Source organism: Pseudomonas fluorescens, from assembly GCF_001307155.1.
GTDB classification, from domain to species: domain Bacteria; phylum Pseudomonadota; class Gammaproteobacteria; order Pseudomonadales; family Pseudomonadaceae; genus Aquipseudomonas; species Aquipseudomonas helvetica.
Map to the genome: position 1 here is coordinate 2689408 of NZ_CP012830.1, position 14688 is coordinate 2704095.

Annotated in this window: 12 protein-coding genes; 11 read left to right on the top strand and 1 reads right to left on the bottom strand. The window is 59.9% G+C overall.

All coding sequences use genetic code 11. The features are described 5' to 3' along the window. The first annotated feature begins 25 nt into the window (after positions 1–25). Entirely contained in the window at positions 26–595 is a 570-nt protein-coding gene (locus AO353_RS12230) for a lipocalin family protein (RefSeq protein ID WP_054595182.1), read from the top strand. A gap of 160 nt (positions 596–755) precedes the next feature. Here the strand turns inward: AO353_RS12230 and AO353_RS12235 are convergent, their stop codons facing one another. Beyond that, complete coding sequence (locus AO353_RS12235; RefSeq protein WP_054595183.1) at positions 756–2120, bottom strand: formimidoylglutamate deiminase; 1365 nt, start codon at positions 2118–2120, stop codon at positions 756–758. A 187-nt stretch (positions 2121–2307) separates the two neighbouring features. Here AO353_RS12235 and hutC point away from each other — a divergent pair, with 187 nt between their 5' ends. The 10 genes from hutC to hutG all read left to right on the top strand — a co-directional run bounded on the left by hutC (position 2308) and on the right by hutG (position 14564). Next, positions 2308–2976, top strand: a complete 669-nt coding sequence (gene hutC, locus AO353_RS12240) for a histidine utilization repressor (protein ID WP_232252242.1) — start codon at positions 2308–2310, stop codon at positions 2974–2976. 24 nt (positions 2977–3000) lie between these two features. Next, complete coding sequence (locus AO353_RS12245; protein ID WP_054595184.1) at positions 3001–3573, top strand: HutD family protein; 573 nt, start codon at positions 3001–3003, stop codon at positions 3571–3573. Positions 3574–4101: 528 nt separating this feature from the next. Next, positions 4102–5805: a urocanate hydratase gene (hutU, locus tag AO353_RS12250; RefSeq protein ID WP_054595185.1), complete on the top strand. Its 1704-nt coding sequence runs from the start codon at positions 4102–4104 to the stop codon at positions 5803–5805. Between the two features lie 151 nt (positions 5806–5956). Then, on the top strand, positions 5957–7423 hold the full coding sequence (locus AO353_RS12255) for a purine-cytosine permease family protein (RefSeq protein WP_054595186.1): 1467 nt from the start codon (positions 5957–5959) through the stop codon (positions 7421–7423). A 170-nt stretch (positions 7424–7593) separates the two neighbouring features. Beyond that, positions 7594–8445, top strand: coding sequence for an ABC transporter permease (locus tag AO353_RS12260; RefSeq protein WP_054595187.1), 852 nt, complete (start codon positions 7594–7596; stop codon positions 8443–8445). Continuing rightward, positions 8442–9266: a quaternary amine ABC transporter ATP-binding protein gene (locus AO353_RS12265; protein WP_054595188.1), complete on the top strand. Its 825-nt coding sequence runs from the start codon at positions 8442–8444 to the stop codon at positions 9264–9266. Before AO353_RS12260 ends, AO353_RS12265 begins: the two co-directional genes overlap by 4 nt. A gap of 217 nt (positions 9267–9483) precedes the next feature. Then, positions 9484–11016 carry a histidine ammonia-lyase gene (gene hutH / locus AO353_RS12270; protein ID WP_054595189.1) on the top strand — a complete coding sequence of 511 codons (1533 nt, stop codon included), beginning with the start codon at positions 9484–9486 and terminating at the stop codon, positions 11014–11016. 108 nt (positions 11017–11124) lie between these two features. After that, positions 11125–12531 (top strand): amino acid permease, encoded by a 1407-nt coding sequence (locus AO353_RS12275; RefSeq protein ID WP_054595190.1) that lies wholly within the window; start codon positions 11125–11127, stop codon positions 12529–12531. Between the two features lie 16 nt (positions 12532–12547). Then, on the top strand, positions 12548–13753 hold the full coding sequence (gene hutI, locus AO353_RS12280) for an imidazolonepropionase (protein ID WP_054595191.1): 1206 nt from the start codon (positions 12548–12550) through the stop codon (positions 13751–13753). Positions 13754–13763: 10 nt separating this feature from the next. Beyond that, the gene (hutG, locus tag AO353_RS12285) at positions 13764–14564 is read left to right on the top strand and encodes an N-formylglutamate deformylase (protein WP_054595192.1); all 801 of its coding nucleotides are present in this window, start codon (positions 13764–13766) and stop codon (positions 14562–14564) included. Positions 14565–14688: the final 124 nt, after the last annotated feature.

The window sequence follows — 14688 nt, forward strand, 5'->3', positions numbered from 1 at the left end:
GCCAAACGCCCTCGGGAGAAAAATAATGATGCGGTTAGTAATAGTTCTTTTGGCCGGTCTGTTGTTGGCCGGCTGCGCCACTTCTGGCGATGATGCGCTCGCGCCGAAAACGGTCAATAGCGTCAACCTCAAGCGTTACCAGGGTAAATGGTACGAGTTGGCGCGCATGCCGATGTACTTCCAGCGTAACTGCGCGCAATCCGAAGCCCATTACACCCTCAAGACCGATGGCGACATGGAAGTGTTGAACCGTTGCCTGACCCCAGAGTGGAAATGGGAAGAGGCCAAGGGCACGGCAACGCCGCAGATTCCCGGCAAGAACGACAAGCTGTGGGTGAATTTCGATAACTGGTTTACCCGGTTGTTGCCAGGCATGAGCAAGGGTAATTACTGGGTGCTGTATGTCAGCGATGACTACCAGACCGCGATAGTCGGTAGCCCCAATCGGCGCAACCTGTGGCTGCTGTCACGCAAGCCGGAAGTCAACGCCGATACCCGCGAGGAGCTGCTGAGCAGGGCGCGCCAGCAGGGTTACGACACCACACGCCTGATCTGGCGGGTGTCGGACACCAAAATGGCCCAGACCTCGAAATAAGCGGCGTGCGGTTGGACTCCGTGGCGAGGGAGCTTGCTCCCGCTCGGCTGCGCAGCAGTCGTCACTCAGCTGATGAGATCTTTCTGAAAGAGCTCAATTGCTGATTTGGGGTCGCTTCGCAACCCAGCGCGAGCAAGCTCCCTCGCCACAGAAGCGGTGATCAGCCCAACAGCTCGCGCAGTACTTGGGTGAACGCCCGGTTACTGTCTTCTTCGCCAGCGTGATGCCCGTCGCGTACCACCCACTTGCCATTCACCAGCACGTCACGCACCTGGCGGTCGCCACCAGCAAACAGCCAACGGTTCAGAATCCCGTCGCCACTGGCGGTTGCCAGGTAAGGGTCGTTGCCGTCGAGCACCAGCCAGTCAGCGCGTTTGCCGACTTCCAATGCGCCAATCGGCTGGCCCAGCGCCTGTGCGCCACCGTCGAGTGCGGCGTCGTACAGGGTGCGCCCGACCATCGGCTGATCGGCGCCATACAAGCGGTTACGTCGCTGATCGCGCAGGCGCTGGCCGTATTCCAGCCAGCGCAGTTCTTCCACCACACTCAGCGACACATGGCTGTCCGAGCCAATGCCCATGCGCCCGCCTTGGGCGAGGAAGTCCACGGCCGGGAAAATCCCGTCGCCCAGGTTAGCTTCCGTGGTCAGGCACAGGCCGGCGATGGCGCGACTCTTGGCCATCAGGCTGACCTCTTCCGGGTTGGCGTGGGTCGCGTGGACCAGGCACCAGCGCTGATCGACGTCGGTATTTTCATACAGCCATTGCAGCGGACGGCGACCACTCCAGATCAGGCAGTCGTCGACTTCCTTTTGTTGCTCGGCGATGTGGATGTGCACCGGGCAGTGCTTGTCGCTGGCTGCCAGCACTTCGCTGATTTGCTGCGGGGTCACGGCACGCAACGAGTGGAAGCACAGGCCCAGTTGTTGCGCCGGTTGCTGCGCCAGCAGCGGCTGCAAGCGGGCTTGTAGCTTCAGGTAGTTTTCAGTGCTGTTGATGAAGCGTCGCTGGCCTTCATTGGGCGCCAGGCCACCGAAACCGGAGTGGCTGTAGAGTACAGGCAGCAAGGTCAGGCCGATGCCGGAGGCGCTGGCGGCCTGACTGATTTGCAACGACAGTTCGGCCGGGTCCGCGTACGGATGGCCGTTGTGGTCGTGGTGCACGTAATGAAATTCGGCGACCGAGGTGTAACCGGCCTTGAGCATTTCGATGTAGAGCTGACGGGCGATGATCCCGAGTTGTTCCGGACTGATTTTTCCGACGAGGCGATACATCAGATCGCGCCAGGTCCAGAAACTGTCGTTCGGATTACCCGCTACTTCGGCCAGTCCGGCCATCGCCCGCTGGAAGGCGTGGGAGTGCAGATTCGGCATGCCCGGCAGCAGCGGACCGCTCAGCCGTTCGGCGCCTTCAGCGCTGGCATCGGCCTGGATGTGGGTCAGCAGGCCATCGGCACTGACCTCAAGACGTACATTGTTGGCCCATCCACTAGGCAAAAGCGCGCGTTCGGCAAAGAAGGCGGACATGGTTCAGTACCCCATCGTGTGTTATTTGTATATACATATACAGACGTTTGCCTGCTCGGTAAACTCCGGCAAGCTAGTGGCTTTCATCAACGAACAAGGATTTCCTGTGCCGACTCCGCCTGTAGTTTCACCGCTGAGTGCCAATCTGGGCGACAGTCCGGCGCCCTTGTACGCTCGCGTCAAACAGATGATCACCCAGCAAATCGACAGTGGAAACTGGCCGCCGCATTACCGCGTGCCGTCGGAAAGCGAGCTGGTCAGTCAGTTGGGTTTCAGCCGCATGACCATCAATCGCGCCCTGCGCGAGATGACGGCTGACGGCCTGTTGGTGCGCATGCAAGGCGTCGGCACCTTTGTCGCCGAACCCAAGAGCCAGTCCGCGTTGTTCGAAGTGCATAACATTGCCGACGAAATCGCCTCCCGTGGCCATCGCCACACGTGCAAGGTGATTACTCTGGAAGAAGAGGCCGCCGGTTCCGAGCGCGCCCTGGCACTGGACATGCGTGAAGGCCAAAAGGTCTTCCACTCGCTGATCGTGCATTTCGAGAACGATATTCCCGTGCAAATCGAGGACCGTTTCGTCAATGCCCTGGTCGCGCCGGAATACCTCAAGCAAGACTTCACCCTGCAAACGCCTTATGCCTATCTGAATCAGGTCGCGCCATTGACCGAAGGCGAGCACGTGGTCGAGGCAATTCTTGCCGAGCCTTCCGAATGCAAATTGCTGCAGATCGAAAAAGGCGAGCCATGCCTGCTGATCCGTCGTCGGACCTGGTCCGGACGTCAGCCAGTGACGGCCGCTCGTCTGATTCATCCCGGTTCCCGCCATCGTCTGGAAGGGCGGTTCCACAAATAAAGAGCCATCAATAAAGAGACATAAATGGGCCAGTTGAACGTTTTGCGCGCGGCCAATTATCCGCGCATGCCGTGGAAAAACGGCGGCGGCAGCACCGAAGAAATCACCCGCGATGCAGGCACCGGCCTGGATGGCTTTGGCTGGCGCCTGTCGATTGCCGATATCGGTGAGTCGGGCGGGTTCTCGACCTTTGCAGGCTACGAGCGGGTCATCACCGTGCTGCAGGGTGAAGGCATGACCTTGACGGTCGACGGCCAGAACACGCGGCCCCTGTTACCGCTGGACCCGTTTGCGTTCAGTGGCGAAAGCCATGTTTCCTGCACCCTGCTTGGCGGTGCGATCCGCGACTTCAACCTGATTTATGCGCCAAATCGCTACCAGGCGCGGTTGCAGTGGCTGAAGGGCGAGCAACGGTTTTTCAGTTCTGCCGGAACGCTGCTGGTTTTCAGCGTGGCTGATGCGCTTGAAGTTCGAATCAATGGCAGTGCGGCCCAAGTGCTGGGTCGTCATGATTGTCTGCAGCTGGGCGGTAACACTGGGCTGCTGGATGTTTCCGTCAATGGCCAGTGCTGCGTGATTGAACTGACAGCACTCTGAGCTCCCTATTCCGGGAGCTTTTCTGTGGCGAGGGGGCTTGCCCCCGCTGGGTGGCGAAGCCGCCCCAATGGCTGCATGCCTACCCTGTCCCCTGTATTGAATCTCCGATTCTGCGACTGCTACGCCCGAGCGCGGACCGGTCGACGGGGGCAAGCTCCCTCGCCACAAAAACCAACCTCCAGCGTTTCCCTGTGCGCACCAGTTTTGTTACCGAACGCCCCAGCGTGGCGCAAAACCGCGCTCAGGTAACAACTGTCACTCCTCGAAAAAATCCTTCCCCAAAAAATATCGACAGCCGCAAAACCCTTGTCCCAAGGGCTTTTCAGCCAGGTCAGCACTTTGTTGAAGCGCCATCCAGAAAGTTGGCCGCTTGATTGCATATGCTTGTATGTACAAGTAAAGACGTATGCGTATGAGTCACGAAGACTCGACCATCGTCCACTGATTCGCCGGTGTGCACCATCTGCACATTGGCTTGCTCGCCCACTGCCTGGGCTGGTTTGGATTGATTGCTGAGGAGTTTTTTTCGTGACTGACAATACCCAGAAACCGACCCCCGTCACTTTTACTAAGCACCGTGACGTTGAAATCCGTGCCCCGCGTGGCAACAAGCTGACCGCCAAAAGCTGGCTGACCGAAGCGCCGCTGCGCATGTTGATGAACAACCTCGACCCGGAAGTTGCCGAGAACCCTAAAGAACTGGTGGTTTACGGCGGTATCGGTCGCGCGGCGCGTAACTGGGAATGCTACGACAAGATCGTCGAGAGCCTGACCAACCTGAATGACGACGAGACCCTGCTGGTGCAATCCGGCAAGCCGGTCGGCGTCTTCAAGACTCACAGCAACGCCCCGCGCGTGCTGATCGCCAACTCCAACCTGGTGCCACACTGGGCGAGCTGGGAGCACTTCAACGAACTCGACGCCAAAGGCCTGGCCATGTACGGCCAGATGACCGCCGGCAGCTGGATCTACATCGGCAGCCAGGGCATCGTTCAAGGCACCTACGAAACCTTCGTTGAAGCCGGTCGCCAGCACTACAACGACAACCTCACCGGTCGCTGGGTCCTGACCGCCGGTCTGGGCGGCATGGGCGGCGCTCAACCACTGGCCGCGACCCTGGCCGGCGCGTGCTCACTGAACATCGAATGCCAACAAGTGAGCATCGATTTCCGTCTGAAAAGCCGTTATGTCGACGAGCAGGCCAAAGATCTCGACGACGCGCTGGCGCGCATCGCCAAATACACCAAAGAAGGCAAAGCGATTTCCATCGCCCTGCTGGGTAACGCGGCAGAAATCCTGCCGGAATTGGTCCGTCGCGGTGTGCGTCCGGACATGGTCACCGACCAGACCAGCGCCCACGATCCGCTCAACGGTTACCTGCCAGCCGGTTGGACCTGGGAAGAGTACCGCGCTCGCGCCAAGACCGAGCCGGCTGCTGTGATCAAAGCCGCCAAGCAATCGATGGCCGTGCACGTCAAAGCGATGCTCGACTTCCAGAAGCAAGGCATCCCGACGTTCGACTACGGCAACAACATCCGTCAGATGGCGCAAGAAGAAGGCGTCGAGAACGCATTCGACTTCCCGGGCTTCGTACCGGCTTACATCCGTCCGCTGTTCTGCCGCGGTATCGGTCCGTTCCGTTGGGCTGCACTGTCGGGCAACGCTGAAGACATCTACAAAACCGACGCCAAGGTCAAAGAACTGATCCCGGACGACGCCCACCTGCACAACTGGCTGGACATGGCGCGCGAGCGCATCAGCTTCCAGGGTCTGCCGGCACGTATCTGCTGGGTGGGTCTGGGTCTGCGCGCCAAGCTGGGCCTGGCGTTCAACGAAATGGTCCGCAGCGGCGAGCTGTCGGCACCGATCGTGATCGGCCGCGACCACCTGGACTCCGGTTCGGTGGCGAGCCCTAACCGCGAAACCGAGTCCATGCAGGACGGTTCCGATGCCGTGTCCGACTGGCCACTGCTTAACGCTCTGCTGAACACCGCGAGCGGAGCAACCTGGGTTTCCCTGCACCACGGCGGTGGCGTCGGCATGGGCTTCTCCCAGCACTCGGGCATGGTGATTGTCTGCGACGGTACTGACGAAGCGGCCGAGCGTATTGCTCGCGTGCTGCACAACGACCCGGCCACCGGTGTTATGCGTCACGCCGATGCCGGTTACCAGATCGCTATCGACTGTGCCAAGGAGCAGGGCCTGAACCTGCCGATGATCACCGGTAAATAAAAAACGGGCCTCGGCCTGATGCGAACCTGTAGGAGCAAAGCTTGCTCGCGATGAACGATGACGCGGTGTGTCAGGTACATCGCCATCGCGAGCAAGCTCAGCTCCTACAGGGACAGATTGAATTCCACGAACAATCCAAAGAGGTTGACCCATGGCTAATGATGATCGTGCACGCAGTAAGCCGTTGATCGAGAAACGTTCGATCGACTACATCCCGGAAGCGGAAAGACACGGTCGTCTATTGAGTCAGTTCACCCTGTGGTTGGGTGCCAACCTGCAAATCACCGCGATTGTGACGGGTGCATTGGCGGTGGTACTGGGCGGGGATGTGTTCTGGTCGTTGGTCGGTTTGCTGATCGGCCAATTGCTCGGCGGTGGCGTCATGGCGCTGCACGCCGCACAAGGTCCGCAACTCGGCTTGCCGCAAATGATCTCCAGTCGCGTGCAGTTTGGCGTGTATGGGGCGGTGATTCCGCTGGTGCTGGTGTGCCTGATGTACATCGGCTTCTCGGCCAGCGGATCCTTGCTGGCAGGGCAGGCAGTTGCGCAGTTGCTGCACGTCGAAGACTGGGTCGGTATCACGCTGTTCGCCGGCTCGATCATGGTCTTCACCATCTTCGGCTATCGGGTGATCCACGGCATCGGCCGGGTCGCCAGTGTGCTGGGCGTGGTGGCGTTCATCTACCTGTTCTACAAACTGCTGGCCGGTAACGACATCGGCGCATTGCTGGGCAACAAGCACTTCTCGGTGGCGAGTTTCCTGTTGGCGGTGTCGCTGTCGGCGTCCTGGCAGATCGCGTTCGGCCCTTATGTGGCGGACTACTCGCGTTACTTGCCGCGCAGCACGCAGGCTAAGAAAACCTTCTGGGCTGTTGGCCTGGGTTCGGTAATCGGTGCGCAGGCGTCGATGGTCTTCGGTGTGTTCGCCGCAGCCCTGGCCGGTTCGCAGTTCGCTCACCACGAGGTGTCGTTCATCGTCAGCCTGGGCGGTACCGGGATTGTCGCGGCGCTGCTGTACTTCGCCGTGGCTTTCGGCAAAGTCACCGTGACCACCTTGAACGCCTACGGCAGCTTCATGTCGATCGCGACGATCATCAGTGGCTTCCGTGGCAGCCGCCACATTGGAAGCGGTGTGCGCCTGCTGTACATCTTCATCATGGTGTCGCTTGCCGCGGCTCTGGCATTGCTTGGCAAGGACTCGTTCCTCAAGGAATTCTCCGCGTTCATCCTGTTCCTGCTGGCGTTCTTCACGCCGTGGAGCGCGATCAACCTGGTGGACTTCTACTGCATCACCAAAGAGCGTTATGACATTCCGGCACTGTCCAACCCCGAGGGTCGCTACGGTCGCTGGAACATCATGGGCATCAGCATTTACGTGTTCGGCGTGTTGATTCAAATGCCGTTCATTTCCACTCACTTCTACACCGGCCCTCTGGTCGCGAGCCTCGGTGATACCGACATCTCGTGGATCATCGGCCTGGTGGTCCCGGCGGCGATGTATTACTTCGCAGCCAAGAAGTGGCATAGCGCAGTACCTGATCGGCTGATACTGCCGGTAGAGCAGGACGAGGCTGTAAAAGTGAAAACAAGCGGGGCGGATAGCGTTGCAGCAATCTGACTGGACGAAACTGGCGAAGATCTTCGTGAAGGCACATCCTGAGATCTGGCAGTTGCGGGTCACCACCGACACTGCCAGGAAAATCAACGCGGAACTGTAGGCAGATACCTCCCGGCTAACCGAGAGGCTGGCCGGGACGTTCGCCACATCCACTTGATTGAGAGTCTCTTATGTTTCCCGAAAGCTTCACCTTTTCCATCGCCGACCGGGTCAACGTCTGGGTTGATTCGCTGGTCGTCAACTACGGGGATGTGTTCCGCCACATCTCCGACACCTTGCTCTGGGCCATCGTCAACCTCGAAGGCCTGCTGCGCGCGGCGCCGTGGTGGTTGATGCTGGTGATCGTTGCCGGCATTGCCTGGCACGCGACCCGCAAGCTGGTGACGACGGCGGTGATCGTTGGTTTGCTGTTCCTGGTGGGCGCTGTCGGCCTCTGGGACAAGCTCATGCAAACGTTGGCGCTGATGCTGGTGGCGACGGTTATTTCGGTGTTGATCGGCATTCCGTTGGGCATTTTTTCGGCGCGCAGCAATCGCCTGCGTTCAGTGTTGATGCCGCTGCTCGACATCATGCAGACCATGCCCAGCTTCGTGTACCTGATCCCGGTGCTGATGCTGTTCGGTCTGGGCAAGGTCCCGGCGATTTTCGCCACCGTGATCTACGCCGTACCGCCACTGATTCGCCTGACCGATCTGGGCATTCGCCAGGTCGATCGCGAAGTCATGGAAGCGATCAATGCCTTTGGTGCCAACCGCTGGCAGCAACTGTTTGGCGTGCAACTGCCGCTGGCGCTGCCGAGCATCATGGCCGGGATCAACCAGACCACCATGATGGCCCTGTCGATGGTGGTAATCGCCTCGATGATCGGTGCGCGTGGCTTGGGTGAAGACGTGCTGGTGGGGATCCAGACCCTTAATGTCGGACGCGGTCTTGAAGCCGGTCTGGCGATCGTGATTCTGGCGGTGGTCATTGACCGCATTACCCAGGCCTACGGTCGTCCGCGGCATGAGGTGAGCCAATGAGCAATGCCGCCAAGATCGAAGTCAAAAACGTTTTCAAGATTTTCGGTGACCGTTCGGCAGACGCGCTGGACATGATCCGACAGAACAAGAGCAAGGATCAGGTACTGGCCGAGACCGGCTGTGTGATTGGCGTGAATGATCTGTCACTGAGCATCGCTACCGGCGAGATATTCGTGATCATGGGCCTGTCGGGTTCCGGCAAGTCGACACTGGTGCGGCACATCAACCGCCTGATCGACCCGACCAGCGGCGTGATCCTGGTGGATGGCGTGGACATCCTGCAATACGACATGGAAGCCCTGCGCGAATTTCGTCGGCACAAGATCAGCATGGTGTTCCAGAGCTTCGGCCTGTTGCCCCACAAGAACGTACTGGACAACGTCGCCTACGGTTTGAAAGTGCGTGGTGAAAGCAAGCAAGTGTGCGCCGAGCGCGCGCAGCACTGGATCAACACCGTGGGCCTTCAAGGCTACGAAAACAAATACCCACATCAGCTGTCTGGCGGTATGCGTCAGCGTGTGGGCCTGGCTCGCGCCTTGGCGGCGGACACCGACATCATCCTGATGGATGAAGCCTTCAGTGCCCTTGACCCGCTGATCCGCGCCGAGATGCAGGACCAGTTGCTCGAACTGCAACAGACCTTGCACAAGACCATCGTGTTCATCACCCATGACCTCGATGAAGCCGTGCGCATCGGTAACCGGATTGCGATTCTCAAGGATGGGCAGTTGATCCAGGTCGGCACGCCGAAAGAGATCCTTCACTCGCCGGCCGATGAATACGTCGACCGGTTTGTCCAGCGGCGTGCGGCGGTGGTTTAGGAGAGATGCCATGTTTCAGGCTGAATTGATTTTGAAAGACCCGATACTGCTGTAAACCGCGTTACCCAAGTTGTACTGATTTCTACAAAAGCCAGCGTGCCAAGGCGCCACCCCCTCAAGAAGCGGGCGGCGACGGACAACGGAATCATCCGGAGCGTCTGGTTAGTTAACTGCTCTTATATAAAGAGCATAAAAAACTCTCAAAAGGAGAATAAATGTGACTGCTCTGAATCTTATCCCTGGCCAACTGAGTCTTGCCCAACTGCGCGCTGTTTATCAGCAACCGGTCAACGTCCGTCTCGACGACAGTGCCTCTGCCCAGATCGAAGCCAGTGTTGCCTGCGTGGAACAGATCCTCGTGGAAAACCGCACGGCCTACGGTATCAACACCGGTTTCGGCCTGCTGGCTTCGACCCGCATTGCCAGCGAAGACCTGGAAAACCTCCAGCGCTCGCTGGTGTTGTCTCACGCTGCCGGTGTGGGCGAGCCAATCAGCGACGCTCTGGTGCGTCTGATCATGGTGCTCAAGGTCAACAGCCTGAGCCGTGGTTTCTCCGGCATTCGCCGGGTGGTGATCGACGCGCTGATCGCCTTGATCAACGCTGAGGTTTACCCGCACATTCCGTTGAAAGGTTCGGTCGGTGCTTCCGGTGACCTGGCGCCTCTGGCCCACATGTCGCTGGTGCTGCTGGGCGAAGGCAAGGCCCGTTACAAAGGTGAATGGCTGCCAGCAACTGAGGCGCTGAAAGTCGCAGGCCTCAAGCCGCTGACCCTGGCGGCCAAAGAAGGTCTGGCGCTGCTTAACGGCACTCAGGTGTCCACCGCTTACGCACTGCGTGGCCTGTTCGAAGGCGAAGACCTGTTCGCTGGCGCCCTGGCCCTTGGCGGTCTGACCGTTGAAGCCGTGCTGGGCTCGCGTTCGCCGTTCGATGCACGTATTCACGCTGCTCGTGGTCAAAAAGGCCAGATCGACGCTGCTGCCGCTTACCGCGACCTGCTGGGTGAACGCAGCGAAGTTTCCGATTCGCACGAGAACTGCGAAAAGGTTCAGGACCCGTACTCGCTGCGCTGCCAGCCGCAAGTCATGGGCGCCTGCCTGACTCAGTTCCGTCAGGCCGCTGAAGTGTTGGCTATCGAAGCCAACGCCGTGTCGGATAACCCGTTGGTTTTCGCCGCTGAAGGTGACGTGATCTCCGGCGGTAACTTCCACGCCGAGCCGGTTGCCATGGCAGCTGACAACATGGCCCTGGCCATCGCTGAAATCGGTTCCCTGAGCGAGCGTCGTATCTCGCTGATGATGGACAAGCACATGTCGCAACTGCCGCCGTTCCTGGTGGCCAACGGTGGCGTGAACTCCGGCTTCATGATCGCCCAGGTGACTGCGGCGGCTCTGGCCAGCGAAAACAAGGCACTGGCGCATCCGCATTCGGTCGACAGCCTGCCGACGTCAGCCAACCAGGAAGACCACGTTTCCATGGCCCCGGCCGCTGGCAAGCGTCTGTGGGAAATGGCTGAAAACACTCGCGGCGTTCTGGCTGTCGAGTGGCTGGCTGCCTGCCAGGGCCTGGACCTGCGCGACGGTCTGAAGACTTCGTCGAAACTGGAAAAAGCTCGCAGCACCCTGCGCGCCAAAGTACCGTTCTACGAGAAGGACCGTTTCTTTGCACCGGACATCAACGCCGCGAGCGAGCTGCTGGCTTCGCGCTGCCTGAATGAGCTGGTGATGGCGAAGTTGCTGCCTAGCCTGTAATGCCCCATCGCGAGCAGGCTCGCTCCCACAAGGATTACGCTGAACCTGTGGGAGCGAGCCTGCTCGCGATTCGATTTTTGCGTCGATAAGAACAACTAAGGACGAGAAATGCAAAAGCCAGCAAACGGCTTGAAACGCGGGCTATCGGCCCGACATATTCGCTTCATGGCACTGGGGTCGGCGATCGGCACCGGGCTGTTTTACGGTTCTGCCTCGGCCATCCAGATGGCCGGTCCTGCGGTGCTGCTTGCCTACCTGATTGGTGGCGCAGCGGTGTTCATGGTCATGCGCGCCCTTGGCGAAATGGCTGTGCACAACCCGGTCGCAGGTTCTTTCGGTCAATACGCCAGTACTTACCTGGGACCGATGGCAGGCTTCATCCTCGGTTGGACGTACGCATTCGAAATGGTCATCGTCGGCATGGCCGACGTCACTGCGTTCGGTATTTACATGGGCTTCTGGTTCCCGGAAGTCTCTCGCTGGATTTGGGTATTGGGCGTCGTTTCCATCGTCGGCGGCTTGAACCTGTGCAACGTCAAAGTCTTCGGCGAAATGGAATTCTGGCTGTCGCTGCTCAAGGTCGCCGCTATCGTTGCGATGATCCTCGGGGGCTTCGGCATCATGCTGTTCGGTATCAGCACGGCCCCAGGCCAGGTGACCGACATCAGCAACCTCTGGACCCAAGGCGGCTTCATGCCTAATGGCATGGGCGGTCTGATCGCTTCGTTCGCGGTGGTGATGTTTGCGTTTGGCGGTATTGAAATCATTGGCGTCACCGCCGGTGAGGCCAAAGACCCGCAGCACGTGCTGCCTCGTGCAATCAACGCCGTACCATTGCGGATTCTGCTGTTCTACGTGCTGACGATGCTGGTGCTGATGTCGATCTTTCCTTGGCAGCAGATCGGTAGCCAGGGCAGCCCGTTCGTGCAGATCTTCGATAAGCTGGGGATCAGCTCGGCGGCCACCATCCTTAATATTGTGGTGATTACGGCGGCGATTTCGGCGATCAACAGTGACATCTTCGGCGCTGGCCGCATGATGTTCGGTCTGGCCCAGCAAGGGCACGCACCGAAGGGCTTCGCCCACCTGTCGCGCAATGGCGTGCCATGGATGACCGTGGTGGTGATGAGCGTTGCGCTGCTGCTGGGCGTGTTGCTGAACTACCTGATCCCGGAAAACGTATTTCTGCTGATCGCGTCCATTGCGACCTTTGCTACCGTCTGGGTCTGGCTGATGATTCTGTTCACTCAGGTGGCGATGCGTCGTTCCATGACCGCCGAGCAAGTGGCGCAGCTGAAATTCCCGGTACCGTTCTGGCCGTATGCGCCGATGGCGGCGATTGCCTTCATGCTGTTTGTCTTCGGCGTGCTGGGTTATTTCCCGGATACCCAAGCGGCGCTGATCGTCGGCGTGGTCTGGATTGTGTTGCTGGTACTGGCCTATCTGATGTGGGTCAAACCGGCGGCAGGGCAGGCGGCCCTGGTCGCGCGTGATCCTTCTTTTTCTAATCGATAACTAACGGAGGCCTCGGATGAAAACTCTCTGGCAACACTGCCACGTTGCAAGCATGGCGCAGGGCACTTACTCGATCATCGAGGATGCCGCCATCGTGACGTCAGGAGCGCACATTGAGTGGATCGGCCCACGTAGCGAGCTGCCGTCCGGTGAATACCTCGAGGTCCATGACCTCGCGGGGGCCTGGGTCACCCCGGGCCTGATCGACTGCCATACCCACACGGTGTTCGGCGGCAACCGCAGCGGCGAGTTCGAGCAACGCCTGCAAGGCGTGAGCTACGCAGAAATCGCCGCGGCCGGTGGCGGCATTGCCAGTACTGTGCGTGCCACGCGTGCGGCGACCGAGGACGAGCTGTTCGCCAGTGCGAAGAAGCGTCTGAAAAGCCTGATGCGTGACGGTGTGACCAGCATCGAGATGAAATCCGGTTATGGCCTCGACCTCGCCAGTGAGCGGAAGATCCTGCGGGTGATCCGTCGTCTCGGCGCCGAACTGCCGATCAGTGTGCGCAGCACCTGCCTGGCCGCTCACGCCTTGCCGCCAGAGTACGTCGACCGCGCCGACGACTACATCGAACATATCTGCAGCGAAATGCTGCCGGCGCTGGCTGCCGAAGGCCTGGTGGATGCGGTGGATGCGTTCTGCGAATACCTGGCGTTTTCGCCAGCGCAGGTCGAGCGGGTGTTCGTCGCCGCGCAGAAGCTCGGTTTGCCGCTGAAGCTGCATGCCGAGCAACTGTCGTCCTTGCACGGCTCCAGCCTGGCAGCGCGTTATCACGCGCTGTCGGCCGACCATCTGGAGTTCATGACCGAAGAGGACGCCATCGCCATGGCGGCCTCCGGGACCGTTGCCGTGTTGCTGCCAGGAGCCTTCTACTTCCTGCGGGAAACCCAATTGCCGCCGATGGATGCCTTGCGCAAGCATGGGGTGAAAATCGCCATCGCCAGCGACCTTAACCCTGGCACTTCGCCGGCGTTGTCGGTTCGGTTGATGTTGAACATGGCCTGCACCTGCTTCCGCATGACCCCGGAAGAGGCCCTGGCCGGCGCGACCATTCACGCCGCGACGGCATTGGGCATGGAGCGTACCCACGGTTCGCTTGAAGTCGGCAAAGTCGCCGACTTCGTGGCCTGGCAAATCGATCGTCCAGCCGACCTGTCGTACTGGTTGGGCGGTGACCTGGAAAAACGCGTCGTGCGTCACGGCGTTGAAGTCGAGTTATAGGAGAACGGTTGTGGATAAGGTTCTGAACTTCAAACAAGGCCGGGTGCCGCTGCTGATCAGCATGCCTCACGCTGGCGTGCGTCTGACGCCTGCGGTTGAAGCCGGTTTGATTCCCGAGGCAAAAAGCCTGCCGGACACCGACTGGCATATTCCCACGCTCTACGAGTTCGCCGCCGAGCTGGGCGCCAGCACCCTGGCCGCCGAGTATTCGCGGTTCGTCATCGACCTCAACCGGCCGTCTGACGACAAGCCGATGTATGTCGGTGCGACGACGGGCCTGTACCCGGCGACATTGTTCGACGGCGTGCCGTTGTTCCGCGAAGGGCTGGAGCCGTCGGCTGAGGAACGTGCGAGCTACCTGGAAAAGGTCTGGACGCCGTACCACAGCACCCTGCAGCAAGAGCTGGCGCGGCTGAAGGCCGAGTTCGGTTATGCGTTGTTGTTCGATGCGCATTCGATCCGTTCGGTGATCCCGCACCTGTTCGACGGCAAGCTGCCGGACTTCAACCTCGGCACGTTCAACGGCGCCAGTTGCGATCCGCAGCTGGCCAGCCAGCTCGAAGCGATCTGCGCCCGGCACACGGATTACAGCCATGTGCTTAACGGGCGCTTCAAGGGCGGCCACATCACCCGTCATTACGGCAACCCGGCCGAAAACATCCATGCGGTGCAGCTGGAGTTGGGGCAGTGCACTTACATGGAAGAGGTCGAACCGTTCCGCTATCGGCCTGACCTGGCGGCACCGACGCAGGTGGTGCTCAAGGAGTTGCTGCAAGGGTTGTTGGCCTGGGGGCAGAAACACTACGCCTGACACTATCTTGTGGCGAGGGAGCTTGCTCCCGCTCAACTGCGCAGCAGTTGCAAAGCCTGCCAGTCGGATCTTGCAGATACTGAGAAGTGGCTGTTTTCAGGGCCGCTTCGCGGCCCAGCGGGAG

What these genes read in the sequence shown, in the direction of transcription:
- AO353_RS12230 (WP_054595182.1), top strand. Translation starts at nt 26, where the DNA reads ATGATGCGGTTAGTAATAGTTCTTTTGGCCGGTCTGTTGTTGGCCGGC.
- AO353_RS12235 (WP_054595183.1), bottom strand. Translation starts at nt 2,120, where the DNA reads ATGTCCGCCTTCTTTGCCGAACGCGCGCTTTTGCCTAGTGGATGGGCC.
- hutC (WP_232252242.1), top strand. Translation starts at nt 2,308, where the DNA reads ATGATCACCCAGCAAATCGACAGTGGAAACTGGCCGCCGCATTACCGC.
- AO353_RS12245 (WP_054595184.1), top strand. Translation starts at nt 3,001, where the DNA reads ATGGGCCAGTTGAACGTTTTGCGCGCGGCCAATTATCCGCGCATGCCG.
- AO353_RS12255 (WP_054595186.1), top strand. Translation starts at nt 5,957, where the DNA reads ATGGCTAATGATGATCGTGCACGCAGTAAGCCGTTGATCGAGAAACGT.
- AO353_RS12260 (WP_054595187.1), top strand. Translation starts at nt 7,594, where the DNA reads ATGTTTCCCGAAAGCTTCACCTTTTCCATCGCCGACCGGGTCAACGTC.
- AO353_RS12265 (WP_054595188.1), top strand. Translation starts at nt 8,442, where the DNA reads ATGAGCAATGCCGCCAAGATCGAAGTCAAAAACGTTTTCAAGATTTTC.
- AO353_RS12275 (WP_054595190.1), top strand. Translation starts at nt 11,125, where the DNA reads ATGCAAAAGCCAGCAAACGGCTTGAAACGCGGGCTATCGGCCCGACAT.
- hutI (WP_054595191.1), top strand. Translation starts at nt 12,548, where the DNA reads ATGAAAACTCTCTGGCAACACTGCCACGTTGCAAGCATGGCGCAGGGC.